This window comes from Solitalea longa (assembly GCF_002920915.1).
GTDB lineage: Bacteria > Bacteroidota > Bacteroidia > Sphingobacteriales > Sphingobacteriaceae > Solitalea > Solitalea longa.
This window is the reverse complement of record NZ_PQVF01000005.1, coordinates 167,156-182,272: the sequence shown is the minus strand read 5'-3', so window position 1 is coordinate 182,272 and position 15,117 is coordinate 167,156. Positions and strand designations below refer to the sequence as shown.

The following is a 15,117-nucleotide window of genomic DNA, read 5'->3' as shown; positions in this document are numbered from 1 at the left end:
AGATTAGCTTTGGGAAACCATTATCAACTATATTGTACTACTTTCAATTTTAGTATAAATTTTATAACTAGCAGATTACCAGGAAGTTAAAGGAGGTGTATATACAATGGCTAATGGAAAGAACGAGCCAGTATTTGAATTAATTAAATCAATGTCGAAATCAGAGAAGCGTAACTTTAAGTTATTTGCTACTCGTTTACAAGGTAATCAGGATGCAAAATTCATTGCTTTGTTCGATGCTATTGACGGCATAGATGATTATGATGAAGAAAAAATTCTTAAAAAAGCTCCTGTAAAAAAGGTGCAGCTTTCTAATATGAAAGCACATTTATATAAGCAAATACTTATCAGTTTGCGTTTGATGAATGTGCAGCATTATCCTGATCTGCAATTGCGCGAGCAGGTTGACTTTGCCAAGATCCTGTATAACAAAGGACTTTATCGTCAGAGCCTTAAAATATTAGACAAGGCAAAGCAAATGGCTTTGCAGCTAATGCAAAATACGATTGCTTTGGAGATTGTTGAATTCGAAAAAATGATCGAATCGCAATACATTACCCGCAGTATTTCTAACCGTGCCGATATTTTAACCAGCGAGGCCGTCGGTTTGAATTCGAGCATACAAACTGCCAATGAATTTTCGAACCTGGCTCTTCAACTGTATGGTTTGTATTTGAAAGTTGGTTATGCCCGTAACAGCAAAGACGTGGCGTATGTACAAACATTTTTTGAGCATAACTTGCCTAAATATGACGCTAATAATCTGGGCTTTTCTGAAAAAATGTATTTGTACCAGTCGTATGTTTGGTATTATTCCATCATTCAGGATTTTGTCTCTTGCTATAGGTACGCACAACGTTGGGTAGACCTGTTCAATGAGCATCCTCAAATGAAGCAGAGCATGGTAAGCTTTTATATTAAAGCATATAATTACCTGCTCGAGTCGTTATTTTACCTGCGCTATTATTCAAAATTTTGGGAAGTGTTAACTACTCTTCAAAAGGATGTAGAGAACAACAAAGAGTTTTTTGATGACAATGCCGATATGCTTGTGCAGTCGTGTATTCTTGCGCACAAGGTGAACCTTCATTTCATGGAAGGTAGCTTTACGAAGGGATTGTCAGTTATTCCTGAACTTAAATCCTTTTTAAGCCATCATACCGACAGGATAGATGAGCATCATGTATTGGTGTTTTACTATAAGATAGCTTGCTTGTATTTCGGTAGTGGAGATAACAAGAATGCAATTATTTATCTGAATAAAATCATTAGTACCCGTGATTCGGATGTACGTTCAGATATCCAATGCTTTGCCCGTATTTTAAATCTAATTGCTAATTATGAGGCCGGTAATGATGCTAATTTGGAATATCAAATTAAATCGGTTTACCGCTTTTTAGTTAAAATGGATGATTTGCATAAAGTGCAGGTTGAGATCATCAACTTCCTTAAAAACCTGGGGAATATTTATGCAACAGATATTAAACGGGAGTTTAAACGCTTGCATGACCGATTGATCCAGTATGAAAACCATCCGTATGAAAAACGTCCTTTTTTATATCTCGACATCATTTCATGGCTCGAAAGCAAGATCAATAATAAGCCGGTTCAGCAGATAATTCAGGATAAGTTTTTAACCCTGAATAGATAATGGTTTAATTGATCCAAAATAAAGCGTACAAAAAAAGCGGACTTATAAGGTCCGCTTTTTCTATGTAAAGAGTTTTGAATTAGTCTGAAGTAATGTTGGCACCCATCATATAGTTGTATTGCTCAACTTTTTCCCATTTATTGATACCATAACGTCTCCATGATCTGGCTACAGCGCCCTCTTCCAGCTTTTCGTACCCGATTGCCGGAGCTGCATAGTGCATCACGGTAATTTTGTTACCATCGTAAGTGGTTTCGGTACTGGTGGTTTCAGTTGAATAATATTGTAAAGGGAGAATTTCCAATACTGCAAAGAAGCCATCATACGGAACTTCAACATTGTACTGAGAAAGGTCAACCGATAGCCACTCGTTATTTTTTTGTGCACGGGCAATGATCGCATCTTGGATCAACTCAGCACCTGGAAATTCTCGCATATCTGCTTTTCCATATAAACGAACACGGAATGGAGCGTCAATTACACCATTCTCACATTCACGGATGAAAAAGCGAAGTGAACGGATAATACCGGTTGTGTTGTTGTTGTTTGGAATGTAAAAGGCATGCTGAAGTTCAGGGAACGGGCAGTATTTTCCAAAGCTCGATTTCTTTTCGCTGCCAATGTAAATCTTTTGAGCCTTTTTAGCATTTACCACAATATCATCTAACTGCATGTAGGCAGATTTTAATTTTACCGTGTTAAATTGATTTTTAAGCAGGATAGCGATGCTTATGGTTTTAGCTTTATAACCTAAGGAGGTTACCACCAGGCTATCTACTTTATTTTTCTCCGGAATGCTAATCGAAAATTCCCCATTCTTGTTAGCCGAATAAATCAGCTTGGTGTTTGAAATGGTTATTGTTGCATTTGGAATAGGGTAGGCTTCAGGTACATCTTCAACGATTTTACCCTTTAAAGTAATTGTTTGGGCATTTACGGAAATGCACGAAACCAATAGAAGCAAAAAGATAAGTTGTAAATATCTCTTCATACGGTTAGGAATTTGGTTAAATTTAAAAATTGGTTGTATTAAAAAATCGGTTGTATACTATATTTGAATGTATCCCCTTTTGAAGAACTAATTTTCTTGTTCCTCTTTACGTCTTTTACGACGTTCTTCTCGTTCTTGTTTCCTTATTTCTGCTTTACTTTTTTCAGGAGCCACCGCTTCCTGAACTTCGGCAGGTTTTACCTCTTCTTTTATTGTTGAAGGCTCCGTTGTCGGGTGATCTTCAATTAGTTGTTGAGGCGCAAATTCTTCATTTTCTTCAAAAGTGGTATCTACAGAGGTTGTGTCGGTAATTACATATTTACGTGCCGGACCTCTCAGTGTTACATTATACATCGAAAGACGGTCTTCTTCGGTAATCATTCCACGTTTAAGCATTAATCCGCTTATCAAATTAAAATAGTAGCCACTAATTCGCTGCTTAAGCGCTCCATCGGGGTAAAACTGATACCTATAACGCTTAGGGCTAGGAATAATACTAGCCAAAAACATAGATTCACCCAAATTTAGCTCCGAAGGATGTTTGGCAAAATAAAAACGCGCCGCTTCTCCTACACCATAAACATTTGGAGCCCACTCAATAAGGTTTAAATAAACCTCAAACATTCGTTCTTTACTGGTTAATCGGTTATTTTCAATCAGCCAAACAATGAGCATTTCCTCGAATTTACGCGCCATTGTTTTTTGCCGGCTCAAATAAACATTCTTAACCAACTGCATTGAGATGGTACTACCACCTCTTTTAAAGCTTCTTGCCTTATAATTAGTTGCTATCGATTTACGGATAGCTTCCTCAAAGAACCCTTTATGCCTGAAGAACGCATTGTCTTCGGCGGTTAAGATAGCATTTTTTAAGAAATTACAAATCTGATCGTAAGGAGTAAAATTCGGGTTACTTGGGCCAATAGTGATATTACGCATTGGTTTGCCATATTCATAGGGCGTGTAAACAAAAGGACCATTGATTTTTTGAAGGTTTACAACCCCAAATTTCAATATTTTAAAGTCCTTTTTATCTAAGTGAGAATCAAAGCGACAAGCATCCGGATCCTTATCTTCCAAATAAAAATCGAGTCCGTATTTTAATTTGCCCGTTACTTTTATACCTTCTAATGATTCAAACATTCCCTGCGGAAACGCATCAAAAAAATCTTGTGCATTAAGCCAGTCGGTACCCAGTTTAAGTTCATAAACCTTTTCAGGCTTTAATGTGTACTTGATGAAGGGGTGAATATCCAACTTGCGTAAGTGAACGGTTGAAGCACTATCCAGTTGCAGAAATTTTTTACCAATAACCACAGTGGCATCTATCGAGCCATTATCAACAATTACGTCTTTGGATGCAATTTTGGGATGATTGATCAGCAGGTTTCTAATGCCACAGGCACCCTTAATGCTTAATTCATCTCCATGGTAGCTGGTTCCGTCCATTCGGGCCGAAACTGTATCAAAACTAACCTTTAAGTTGTATTTGGCTTGAAGAAAGGGGAAGTCTACCTTTCCTTTTTCGGCATAAAACTTTACATCAAGTTCTTTATCACCGCCATCAACCATGCCTTTACAATGCCAAACTGCTTCACCATTGTTTAAAATAAAAGTTGAACTAAGTTTTTGGTTATCAATTAATACTTCTTTGGCTAAAATGCTGGTGGTTTTAAGGCTATCAGTTTCGGTATAAGTAGTTTCAAAATTCCGGAGTTCAAGATTATCAGGAATCTTATAAAGAACTTTGTTAATAAGCTTATTGGCCAGTTTGGCAAGATCAAGCTCTGTTTTTTCAGTCGTATCGCGTCTACGCTCCTTTAAAAGGAAGTCGAAATTTTTTACACCGTGTCGATTAACCAATGTAAGCCTGCTATCCAGCAGCTGCATTTGAGCAAGTTTTACATCGCCAAAAAGTAAGGGTAAAATTTTAACCTGAACCTCAAAGTTCCGGATGGTAAGGAGCGTGTCCTTTTGGATTGGAACGATTGAAATCTTATCAAAACGAACGGTAGCAATGCCTGTAAAATGGGCATTTTCAATTTTAATATCGAGCTGATTTTCTTTGCGTTGAGTGTTAATGATCTTTGCCAGGGTGCTACTCAGAATTTGCTCGCGCTTAGCAAACAAAACGGTGAGGGCAATACCCAACCCAACCAAAACAATGGCAAAAATCCACCAATACTTTCTTAGAAATATTTTCAAAACCTAAAAGAATTTTTTATTCCAACAATCAACCATCTCGAAATCATTCATTGGGCTGCTGAAATAGCTATATTCTAACAAGGCATTAATTGTTTTCTGACCAAGTACCTGAATAAGCAATTCGGGGCGCATACCTGCCCTCAAAGATAAGGCAGCATAGGTATATCTGGCAGTATCGGTAGTAATTAATTCGTATTTAGGTTTTTGTTTCTCAATGATCTTATCGCCTTTATGAATACTCACCTTTATAGGGGTTTCAATGCCAGCCATTTTACCAAGGGTTTTCAGGTGTTTATTGGCATAAACATTTTGCACAAATGGGAAACAGTAACCTTTTTCACCCATGTATTTCTTCAGAATAAAACGTGCATAATTATTCATCGGAATACGGGTCTTTATATAGGTATATTGATTGATGATCAGCAATTTATCTTCTGTTACATCATCCACTTTCAGTTTAATAATATCTGAATACTTTAATCCGGTTACGCATCCAAACATAAAAATGTCGCGAATTATAGCCAGGTCCTTGTTTAAGCTAAGGTTTAAGGTATACAAACGTTCAACTTCGGCATCTGTTAACGAAAGCTTAGGCGTTTCAATGGTTTTAGTGCCAAAACCTTCGAAATCGGCGGTTTGCATCAACTTTTTATCCGAAGCATAATGAAGAAAAGCTTTTAGCGCCTTTATTTTTTTGCTGATCGTATTATTAGTGTTGTTCAGGGTTTTTTCGAGAAACCCGGTAAACTGAACATAAAAATCCGAATTAAGATTATGAAAACTGATCAGGTAATCGTCGGCGTCTTCAAAGAGCTTTAGGTCTTTAATAAGCGTTTCGTAAACAAACACAGTGCTTTCTTTCTTGGTTTGCCGCGATTCTTCGATAAAAGTGGCCAGCTCAGCAAAAAATTCACTCCCACATTTAAACAGATCTTTATAAAATGCTTCTTTTATTTCCTGAACATCGGCATCCTTATGCTCTTTTAAAATTTGCTGGGTAGCATTTAACAGCTGAATCTTTTGCTTAGTTAATGTGTTATTCCATCTGGCGGTATTGCCGTTAAGTTCAATTACCTCTTGCTTTTTAACATCCCAGTTTTGTTCCTGAATCTTTAATCCTGTGAAATGCTTAAATCGCTTCCCCCTGTGCTGAAAAATCATGTAAATAGGTAAAAGCCCGTTATTGTCTTTCATATCAGGTCTTACACAAAGATTGACGGTAGCCATTTTCTTATACTTAATAATGCTGTGTAACTAAACAAAAGCCTAATAATCCTGTTTTTTTAATTAATTTTGATCGATTTTTTTTAACATATTAACACTAAATGATAACTACAGAACAAGTATTGGCGGCGTTAAGCAACGTTGAGGAGCCTGATCTTAAAAAAGATTTAGTAACTCTAAAAATGGTTGAAGATGTGAAGGTGGATGGAAAAAAAATTAGCTTTTCTGTAATTCTTACTACTCCGGCTTGCCCCCTTAAAGATTTAATAAAAAATGCTTGTGTAAATGCGATAAAGCATTTTGTTGATAAGGAAGCGGAGGTTGAAATTAACATGACATCGAGAGTTACAACAAAAAGCACCAATACATTCAGCAATATTAAAAACATTATCGCCGTTGCATCAGGAAAAGGGGGCGTTGGTAAATCTACAGTAGCGGTTAATCTAGCCATCTCTTTGGCCAAAAAAGGCGCAAAAGTAGGCTTAATTGATGGCGATATATATGGTCCTTCTATTCCAATAATGTTTAATCTGCAAGACGCTAAACCATTTATGGTTCAGGTAAATGGGCAGAATAAAATTCAACCTATCGAAAAATACGGCATCAAATTACTTTCAATAGGTTTTTTCACCGACCCCAACCAGGCAATTCCATGGAGAGGCCCAATGGTATCGTCGGCGATTAAGCAACTATTCAATGATGCTGACTGGGGTGATCTAGATTATTTATTGGTTGACACTCCTCCGGGAACAGGTGACGTTCACATTACCCTTGCTCAAGGATTTCCGGTTGCAGGCGTGGTAATAGTAACCACACCCCAAGATGTGGCTTTGGCTGACGCTAAAAAGGGAGCCGGTATGTTTAGAATGGAAGGCGTCAAAGTGCCTATCCTAGGTGTAGTTGAGAATATGTCGTACTTTACACCTGCTGAGTTACCTGATAATAAATACTATGTGTTTGGAAAAGGAGGTGGCAAGACATTAGCCGAGCAATTTGAAGTGCCGCTTTTGGGAGAAATTCCTTTAGTAATGGCAGTTAGTGAGGGAGGAGATAATGGAGAACCGGTGGCTCTACAAAATGAGCATCCGGTGAGTTTGGCATTTGCTGATATTGCTGAGAAAGTAGCGCAGCAAGTGGCTATCCAAAACGCGTTGGCTAACAAAGAGTTAGTTGTTTAATTATTTTCCTATCTTTGCAAAGAGAGTAAAAATTGATTTTAGCATGAGTAACGCAGAATTATTGTCAAAAGTTGAGCGCGCATTAGATCAGATTCGCCCCTATTTGGAGGCCGATGGAGGAAATGTGGAAGTGTTGGAGGTTACCGACGACAGTATACTTAAATTAAAGCTATTAGGTTCATGCGGTTCTTGCCCAATGAGCATTATGACTTTAAAAGCAGGTTTGGAACAAGCTGTTAAACGAGAGGTTCCTGAAATCGTAGCGGTTGAAGCAGTGAATCTAACTGATATGGACGACCCGAATGCAGTATTACCCGAGCGTTTACAGGGTTAATATAAGCTTATAATATTTTCAGAGCCTCTTGCATAACAGCAAGAGGCTCTGCTGTTTTAACGGGATTTTGTTGGGAAAGAGTAGTTATTAAATCGATGATTATCAGTAGATTTAGTCATGCTTAAAATTTTGCGCCATGGAAAAGAAATATCTGCTGATGACTATCTGCCTGTTTATTGTCCAACAGTTGTTTGCCCAAGCCGAGTTGACAAGGGGAGCTTCCGTTTTATTTAATAATGTTAAAACAAAACTTTCTATTGGGGAGAAGAATCAGGTTTTCGAACTGTGCAAACTTACCTTGAGTAGTGATGAGAAAGGGTTTTTAATTGATACTTATCCGGTCAGTGTTGCAGTTTACCCAGCTGATTTGAATAAAGATAGTAAAGAGGAAGTGTTCGTAATTCTTAGTAGCGGAGCTCTTTATGGCAATACGGGACAAAGCTTTAATCTTTTTATAAAATCATCTTTGGCCGGTTATAAAGCCGACCCTAATTTGTCGGGGGGAATACCGATTTTGCTTTCCTCTACATACAAGGGTTTTCCGGATATTGTTATAGGAGGCCCGGGCTTTAAATTTCCGGTTTACAGGTGGAATGGAAATCAATATAATTTATTAAAAACCATTTCAGATGCTGAATTACAAAAGCTTGAAACCACCGAGGTGGAGACGGTAAGTAAAACCTACCAGCAGAGCCTCCCTGAAAATTGACTACTATTCTATTTTCTTAAAAAACCGGTCCCATCTTACTCCATCAAAGAAATTACCCCGATCGTTACTCGACCAATAAATGAATAAGGGTTTACCTACTATGTGATCTTCCGGAACAAAGCCCCAGCTTCTCGAGTCGAGAGAGTTATGCCTATTATCACCCATCATAAAATAATAGTTTAATTTAAATGTGTATGAGGAGGCTTTCTGCCCATTAATATAAATTAACCCATTTTCAACCTTTAACTGATTCTCCTCATAAATCGAGATGATATTTTGATACAAAGGAAGGTTTTCTAAAGTAAGTTCTACGGTTGCTCCTTTCGATGGAATTGTAAGTGGACCATAATTATCGATGTTCCAATTGGTATTTGAAGGCTGAAAAACGTCATCTTCTCTTGTATTCCAAGGTAAAATATACTCAGTTATTGATATTACAACCGGGTTTTTGGCCACCAGTTCGGCTTGTTTCTTCGATAGGAACATTAAATATTGATTATCGGCTACCGGTAAAATATCGTTGTTGGCATTTGCCTCGGTACTAAATTCCCGAACTCCCAATTCTTTCAGAAAATCTTTGTTAAAGGTGTTTCCATTGGTAGCGATCAAATAACTCGATTGATCTTGGTCATGCATTGGAGTGGCTATATTATTAACATATAACTTACCTTGTTTTACTTCTAAAATATCATTAGGTAACGCAACACAACGTTTTACATAATGCTCTTTCATATCAACCGGGCGGAAGTTTCCTTTAGCGTCCTTATCAACCGGCCAGTTGAATACCACTATCTCCCCTCGATCGAGTGTTTCTGTGCCGGGAATTCGATAATAACTTAATTTGATCAGCTCGCTGTAGGCATTTACAGGTGATGAAAATATTGAGTTATTGTCGGTAAACGGAACGGTATTGTGCACCAAGGGAAGAGCAACAGGAGTCATGGGTAAGCGTGGGCCATAATTCAGTTTGCTTACATACAAGTGATCGCCTATCATGATATTCTTTTCCATTGATCCGGTTGGAACGGCAAACAACTGCATGAAAAAGGTATGAATTATACCTGCCATAACCAGGGCAAACATAAACGCACCAAACCATTCTTTTACAACCGATTTTTTTTGAACTTCGGCAGTTTTCTTTTTGCCGAATAACTTTGGAAGAAGTTTCATAGACGAGGTTTTTGTAAATAACTTTTATTTACAACATTTATTGTAAGAAAGCGCCTCAAACTTTGCCTATAATCGTACTTTAACTCCTTATGCTTACATTTGAGCTACCATGAGAGAAATCTTAGATACCAAGCGAAAAGCGCTTAAAATAAATTTAGATGAAGCCATTTACGGCACATTTGCCGAGATCGGTGCCGGACAGGAGGTGGCACGTAATTTCTTTACAGCCGGAGCAGCTTCTGGCACAGTAGCTAAAAGTATGTCAGCTTACGATATGGCTTTTAGCGATGCCATTTACGGTGCGGAAGACTCGGGCAGATATGTATCGCAGTCGCGGTTGGAAAAAATGCTCGATCATGAGCACGATCTACTACTTGAACGTTTAACAAGTGAAAAATATAACAAGCGTACCTTTTTTGCTTTTGCCAATACTGTTACTACCCTTAATTACGCTAAAACCAATGAAGCGCATGGTTGGATCGGTCTTCGATTTCAACTAACGCCCAATGGAGAAGCTAACGAAATATTGTTTCACATAAGGCTGCTTGACAGCGATGCCGGTTTGCAGCAACGTGTTTTGGGGATAATTGGAGTTAATCTGGTGTACGCGGCGTATTATTACAGTAACGATCCAAAATCAATGATTGAATCACTGGCCGATAACTTATCTGTGGGTTCAGTTGAAATAGACATGATAAGCGTTAAAGGCCCAGACTTTAAGCATTTCAATAACATTTTGCTAAATATGTTCCTGATTGCAAAAGGGTATTCGGCGGCAGCTATTTTTAGCCATGACGGGGAAGTTTATCAGGCTAAAGACCTGCTTTACAAAAAAGATGTGATCCTTTACAGAAGGCGTTACAATCAGAAAGCCCCTATCGACAAGGAAAAGCTTACCTCGGCGATCGAATACATCAAGAAAAACGAAAATATTAAGGATGAGAACCTGGTGGTTTTAACAGAAATTACGCTTAATGATACTATTCATGATGTAGAAGGAACCGTTAATCTAGATGAATTTGTAAAGCGAGCCGAAGAATTAATAGCCCGTAAAAGAACGGTGATCGTTTCTAACTTCAGCCGCCATAATTTACTGGCCCAATACATAGCACGTTGCAAAGCTCGTAAGGTTACCATGCTGTTAAATATCGCCAACCTGGTAAACATTTTTGATTCATCAAACTTTGGGGAAGGTTACAGCGGTCAGCTGTTGAGTTATATCGGAAATTTATTCCGAAAAAACATTCAGGTTTATGCGTTTCCGCATTATTTAGGAAAAGAGCAGAAAATGATCACAACGGAGAACATGCCAACTTCACCCGAAGCCAAACCGTTGTTTGATTTCCTTATAGCCAACAGGTATATTATTGATGTGAAGGTGCAATAATTAATAAAGAAAAAGGGATTGATAATACAAATCAATCCCCTTTTCTTTATTAATAAATGATAGTAACAGATCCTGTAATAGTGGGAAATTCCTGCTTATTGGGTTTAATCACATAATAATAGGTAGAAGGAGGTAAATACTTGTTATTTACTGTTCCCGTCCAAGGTTTGGAATACCCATTAGAACTAAAAACTAAACCTCCAAATCTATTATAAACAAAAACTTGTACGGAAGGAAAGCTTTCCAAACCCTTGATAACCCATAAGTCATTAATTCCGTCATTATTAGGTGTGAAGACATTCGGGATGACAATTTTCTCCAATACCTTAACTTCTATATCGCAAGAAGCTGAACATCCTTCCGGGGAGGTAACGGTTATTGTATAACTTGTATTTGAGGTAGGATGAAGTATAGGGTTTTTAATATTAGGATTACTTAGTCCAATCTCTGGACTCCATTTATATGTAAAGTTTTTATAGTTCTGCCTATTTAAAAGTTCAACATCTAATGAAACGTCAACGTCTTTAATAACTGTGTAGTCTTTACAAACAATTTGCGGTAATTGCGTTACAGAGATGGTTTGTTCAACACTTCCTTCGCATCCATTATTATCAACTATTTTATATGTAATTAGATGGTCACCAGATCCGGCACTCATGGGATCAAAAGAGTTATTTGTCACTCCATCGCCTTCATAACTAAAGTCACTTGTTTGTGGTTGTCCTTCTGTAAAAGTGTAAACACCGGAGTTAATACATACGACAGGAAATGGGGCTTTGAACGAAACTTCAGGTGATGGGAAAATGGTAATTGCCTTAACAATAGAGTTATAACAATTACCGGTTCCAGCCGTAAGCTTGATTTTATATTGTTGAATATTGGGAAGCTTAGGGGCGGTGAATTCAATTTCATCTTTTGATGTTGAAGTGTAGATCACCTTTCCGTTTGAATCAGTTATTTCCCATTTGTTTGAATCAATTATGCCAAACAACACTTTAGAGTCATTGATGAATTTAATTGGCTCTTTAGAGCAGTAAGGTTCCTGCGATTGAATAAGAAACGAGGCACTTACCCCTGCGCCTAAAATATTAAATGATTGTGAAATCGTATCAACACAGTCGTTGTTTGATGTAACTGTTAATAACACCTTTTTTACTCCAGGGGATGAATATGTATGTACAGCGTTGGGAGATATAGAATTATTCGATGAGCTTCCCGTATCTCCAAAGTTCCAATAGTAGGTTAATGAGCTCTTATCAGAAATTTCACTTTGATTGGTGAAATTAAAGGATCCATCACAATTAGATGTTACCATAAATTTAGCCACCGGCTTAGGCGTTGTTTTTATGGTGATAATTTTTGAATCTCTTGAACAATTATCATCTTGATATACACGCAAGAAATAATCTCCAGCTTTAGTGACTTTTAGAGTATCATTTATAGCTCCATTTAAAGGTGTATTATTTTCAAACCATTGGTAGGTTCTACCTTTTGTTGAATTTAAACGTAATACTGTACTTGAGCCAATGCAAATTGGTTTTACATCATCAACAGTAATTTCAGGATTAGTATTAACAATTAACCTAATTGTGTTTGAAATAAGCTTACAATTTTCTAGTGGGTCAGATGAAACAGAATTCGATCCGGTAAGTAATCTATAATATTTAGAATCACTGGTCTTGGGATTCTTAAATTCAATTGATTCTTTAGTTTCTCCTGTCAAATCGGTCCATGCTAAACTATCAACACTCGATTGCCAAAGAAAAGCAGGATTTTTTAAATCAGAGTTTAGATTTGAGTTTACAAGTACATCAGTTCCCTCACATACAATGACCTCATTTTTTCCAGGGTTTACAGTTGAATTCAATGTAAGAGAACCACATACTGAAATAGAGATATCGTCAATAGCCAGGTCGTTTCCACAATCACCTTTGCCATTGTTTTTTATTATCAGTGTCGCTTCTGACTGGCCACTGAAGTTTACCCCATATTCACTCCACGAGATTTTATTTGATGATGTAATGTCGCCTGTATTGGAGCTAGCAATAATCTTATTGTATTTATCTAGTACTTCAAATCTGAGATTAACCGGATTTCCATTAGTACATTCATTTGATTTGTCTACAATATTTGCAACAAAAGCAGAAAATCTATACACCGACTCCGGACATAAATTGGGAAATGGAATTCGAACAAGTTCACCGGCTTTTTCAGATGCGTTGTAAATGGCCATACGTCCCGAATTATCTCCGGAAGAATGGTCAGGTCCTATTAGCCATTGTGGGTTTGTATGAGTGGGAATGGTCGAGTAAAATCCATATGATTCAACAGGATTATTACTTTGATTGATTGTATAGGTTGTGGAGCCGGACAATAGTTTTGGATTACCTTCAGTTCCAAAATCGATTATTTGTATTGGCGTAAATTGATATGAGCAGCTTACAACCGGCAGATCATCGAATATTACATAAACGGTCCATGTTTTTGATTGGTTGAACTTATCTGTGACCACATATTTTACAGGAGCACTAAAGTTCTGAGAAACTCCGGAGTTAGGGTTAATAACTGAGCAAGAAGGAATTGTTATTGTAGGAGTTAAAGAACTAACATTTGTTCCAGTTTTAACTTTTAATGTAACTGTTTGCGTAGAAGAATTTATTATAGCTGGTTCTACTTGTTCAGGAACTGAAAATGTAAGGATATTAGCTAAGTCGTTATTGTTTTGGGTATACTTTGCAAAGAAAATATCACCGTAGTAATTGGTTGAGCTTACATTAAAAACACAATTAGAGGGATCAAGGTCAATTGTGCTATTAAAGTTTCCAATCATGGAGATATTACCTGCCTGATCAACATCCATACTATAGCTAAAATCGTAATCACTAGAGCCGTTAATTACTCTGTTCCAAATAAATTTGCCATCCTTATCATATTTAATTAGAAAAACATCATAGCCATAATTTGGATTGACACCTTTTGAAACGCCTGGTCCAGCATCAAAATCAACGGTTCCAGAAAAGCCTCCTGCTCCATAAAAGTTACCATCTTTATCTAATCGTGCATTATGCAGGTAGGTTTTACCTGATCCACCAAATGATTTTGCCCAAATAAACTTACCATTCGGATCATACTTAACTATGTAGCTATCAAACTCCCCACTTGCTGTTAAATTGTAAATTGAGGAAGAAGGATCAAAATCAACAGTTCCTGTATATAATCCACTTAAATATATATTACCATCCAAATCATAATCAAAGCTGGCACAACGATCAAGGCTGGAACCTCCAATAGAATGGCTCCATAAATAATTGCCATTTTTGTCATATTTAGAAATGAATCCATCAACATCACCATTGCTGCTTTTAATGTCAACGCCTGTAGGAGAAGGGTCAAAATCAGCAGAACCTCTTAAATCGCCGGTAATGCTAACATTTCCATTTAAATCAGTTCTAATTCTTACAGCCTGATTTGTATTATAGTTTTCACCAATATTATGCGCCCAAAGAACATTACCTTTTGAATCGAACTTGGCTATAAAAGCATCTTGAGAACTTTTAGAATCACCCAATATTAATGTTCCGGATGAAGGATTAAAATCAACCTGACCAGAGAATAATCCTGCTAAATAAACATTGCCTTCCTTATCGGTTGTAATATTTTGCCCCATATCCAAGCTTGAATTACCGATGAGGTGTGCCCATAAATAATTCCCCTGATTATCATAAGCTGCGATAAAGATATCAGGACTACCAGATGCTGCTGATAAAATTGAGGTACTCGGCCCAGGATCAAAATCTGCCGTTTCACGCATAAATCCTGATATGTAAACATTACCCTCTTTTCCAATGGCAATAGTATGGCCCTCATCCCAATCATATGAACCTATGCTTTTTGCCCAAACAAGGTTTCCATTTATATCATACTTTGCAAAGTAAACATCAGCGTCACCATTTGATGTAAGTGTTCCATTATTTGGAGGAACCCCAAAATTCACAACATCCCTAAATGATCCGCAGATATAAGTATTTCCATATTGATCATTGGTTAAACTGCTTCCCGCATCGTTATAGATTCCTCCTAAACTTCTTCCCCAAAGTAAATCGGGTTGTTGTGCATAAACATTTGACCAAATAAGTACAAGAGTGAAAATAAGGAAATGAATAAAGTATCGTGTAGAATGCATAAATAGTAGCTAACGCAAATATTTGGGGGCAAAAATACTAAAATCAATGAACGATTTTGGTTTAAGTTATTAAAGAAAGAAGCCT

Annotated in this window: 10 protein-coding genes; 5 read left to right on the top strand and 5 right to left on the bottom strand. The window is 37.2% G+C overall.

Annotated elements, in window-relative coordinates; all coding sequences use genetic code 11:
* Positions 1 to 106 precede the first annotated feature (106 nt).
* Positions 107 to 1,651: a hypothetical protein gene (locus C3K47_RS08275; RefSeq protein ID WP_103788653.1), complete on the top strand. Its 1,545-nt coding sequence runs from the start codon at positions 107 to 109 to the stop codon at positions 1,649 to 1,651.
* Positions 1,652 to 1,730: 79 nt separating this feature from the next.
* Here C3K47_RS08275 and C3K47_RS08270 read toward each other — a convergent pair whose 3' ends face one another.
* From C3K47_RS08270 to C3K47_RS08260, 3 genes are all read right to left on the bottom strand, one after another.
* The gene (locus tag C3K47_RS08270) at positions 1,731 to 2,642 is read right to left on the bottom strand and encodes a carboxypeptidase-like regulatory domain-containing protein (RefSeq protein WP_103788652.1); all 912 of its coding nucleotides are present in this window, start codon (positions 2,640 to 2,642) and stop codon (positions 1,731 to 1,733) included.
* A gap of 87 nt (positions 2,643 to 2,729) precedes the next feature.
* The gene (locus C3K47_RS08265) at positions 2,730 to 4,847 is read right to left on the bottom strand and encodes a biosynthetic peptidoglycan transglycosylase (protein WP_103788651.1); all 2,118 of its coding nucleotides are present in this window, start codon (positions 4,845 to 4,847) and stop codon (positions 2,730 to 2,732) included.
* 3 nt (positions 4,848 to 4,850) lie between these two features.
* Positions 4,851 to 6,074: a phage integrase SAM-like domain-containing protein gene (locus C3K47_RS08260; protein ID WP_103788650.1), complete on the bottom strand. Its 1,224-nt coding sequence runs from the start codon at positions 6,072 to 6,074 to the stop codon at positions 4,851 to 4,853.
* A 98-nt stretch (positions 6,075 to 6,172) separates the two neighbouring features.
* Here C3K47_RS08260 and C3K47_RS08255 point away from each other — a divergent pair, with 98 nt between their 5' ends.
* The 3 genes from C3K47_RS08255 to C3K47_RS08245 all read left to right on the top strand — a co-directional run bounded on the left by C3K47_RS08255 (position 6,173) and on the right by C3K47_RS08245 (position 8,292).
* On the top strand, positions 6,173 to 7,249 hold the full coding sequence (locus C3K47_RS08255; protein WP_103788649.1) for an Mrp/NBP35 family ATP-binding protein: 1,077 nt from the start codon (positions 6,173 to 6,175) through the stop codon (positions 7,247 to 7,249).
* A 43-nt stretch (positions 7,250 to 7,292) separates the two neighbouring features.
* On the top strand, positions 7,293 to 7,583 hold the full coding sequence (locus tag C3K47_RS08250; protein WP_103788648.1) for a NifU family protein: 291 nt from the start codon (positions 7,293 to 7,295) through the stop codon (positions 7,581 to 7,583).
* 136 nt (positions 7,584 to 7,719) lie between these two features.
* The gene (locus tag C3K47_RS08245) at positions 7,720 to 8,292 is read left to right on the top strand and encodes a hypothetical protein (RefSeq protein ID WP_103788647.1); all 573 of its coding nucleotides are present in this window, start codon (positions 7,720 to 7,722) and stop codon (positions 8,290 to 8,292) included.
* A gap of 3 nt (positions 8,293 to 8,295) precedes the next feature.
* Here the strand turns inward: C3K47_RS08245 and lepB are convergent, their stop codons facing one another.
* Entirely contained in the window at positions 8,296 to 9,462 is a 1,167-nt protein-coding gene (lepB, locus tag C3K47_RS08240) for a signal peptidase I (protein ID WP_103788646.1), read from the bottom strand.
* Between the two features lie 109 nt (positions 9,463 to 9,571).
* On the opposite strand from lepB, the gene C3K47_RS08235 reads away from it, so the two are divergent.
* The gene (locus C3K47_RS08235) at positions 9,572 to 10,849 is read left to right on the top strand and encodes a nicotinamide mononucleotide adenylyltransferase (RefSeq protein WP_103788645.1); all 1,278 of its coding nucleotides are present in this window, start codon (positions 9,572 to 9,574) and stop codon (positions 10,847 to 10,849) included.
* A 49-nt stretch (positions 10,850 to 10,898) separates the two neighbouring features.
* Here the strand turns inward: C3K47_RS08235 and C3K47_RS08230 are convergent, their stop codons facing one another.
* Positions 10,899 to 15,032: a T9SS type B sorting domain-containing protein gene (locus C3K47_RS08230; RefSeq protein ID WP_103788644.1), complete on the bottom strand. Its 4,134-nt coding sequence runs from the start codon at positions 15,030 to 15,032 to the stop codon at positions 10,899 to 10,901.
* Positions 15,033 to 15,117: the final 85 nt, after the last annotated feature.

What these genes read in the sequence shown, in the direction of transcription:
- C3K47_RS08250 (WP_103788648.1), top strand. Translation starts at nt 7,293, where the DNA reads ATGAGTAACGCAGAATTATTGTCAAAAGTTGAGCGCGCATTAGATCAG.
- C3K47_RS08245 (WP_103788647.1), top strand. Translation starts at nt 7,720, where the DNA reads ATGGAAAAGAAATATCTGCTGATGACTATCTGCCTGTTTATTGTCCAA.
- lepB (WP_103788646.1), bottom strand. Translation starts at nt 9,462, where the DNA reads ATGAAACTTCTTCCAAAGTTATTCGGCAAAAAGAAAACTGCCGAAGTT.
- C3K47_RS08255 (WP_103788649.1), top strand. Translation starts at nt 6,173, where the DNA reads ATGATAACTACAGAACAAGTATTGGCGGCGTTAAGCAACGTTGAGGAG.
- C3K47_RS08270 (WP_103788652.1), bottom strand. Translation starts at nt 2,642, where the DNA reads ATGAAGAGATATTTACAACTTATCTTTTTGCTTCTATTGGTTTCGTGC.
- C3K47_RS08260 (WP_103788650.1), bottom strand. Translation starts at nt 6,074, where the DNA reads ATGGCTACCGTCAATCTTTGTGTAAGACCTGATATGAAAGACAATAAC.
- C3K47_RS08275 (WP_103788653.1), top strand. Translation starts at nt 107, where the DNA reads ATGGCTAATGGAAAGAACGAGCCAGTATTTGAATTAATTAAATCAATG.
- C3K47_RS08235 (WP_103788645.1), top strand. Translation starts at nt 9,572, where the DNA reads ATGAGAGAAATCTTAGATACCAAGCGAAAAGCGCTTAAAATAAATTTA.
- C3K47_RS08230 (WP_103788644.1), bottom strand. Translation starts at nt 15,032, where the DNA reads ATGCATTCTACACGATACTTTATTCATTTCCTTATTTTCACTCTTGTA.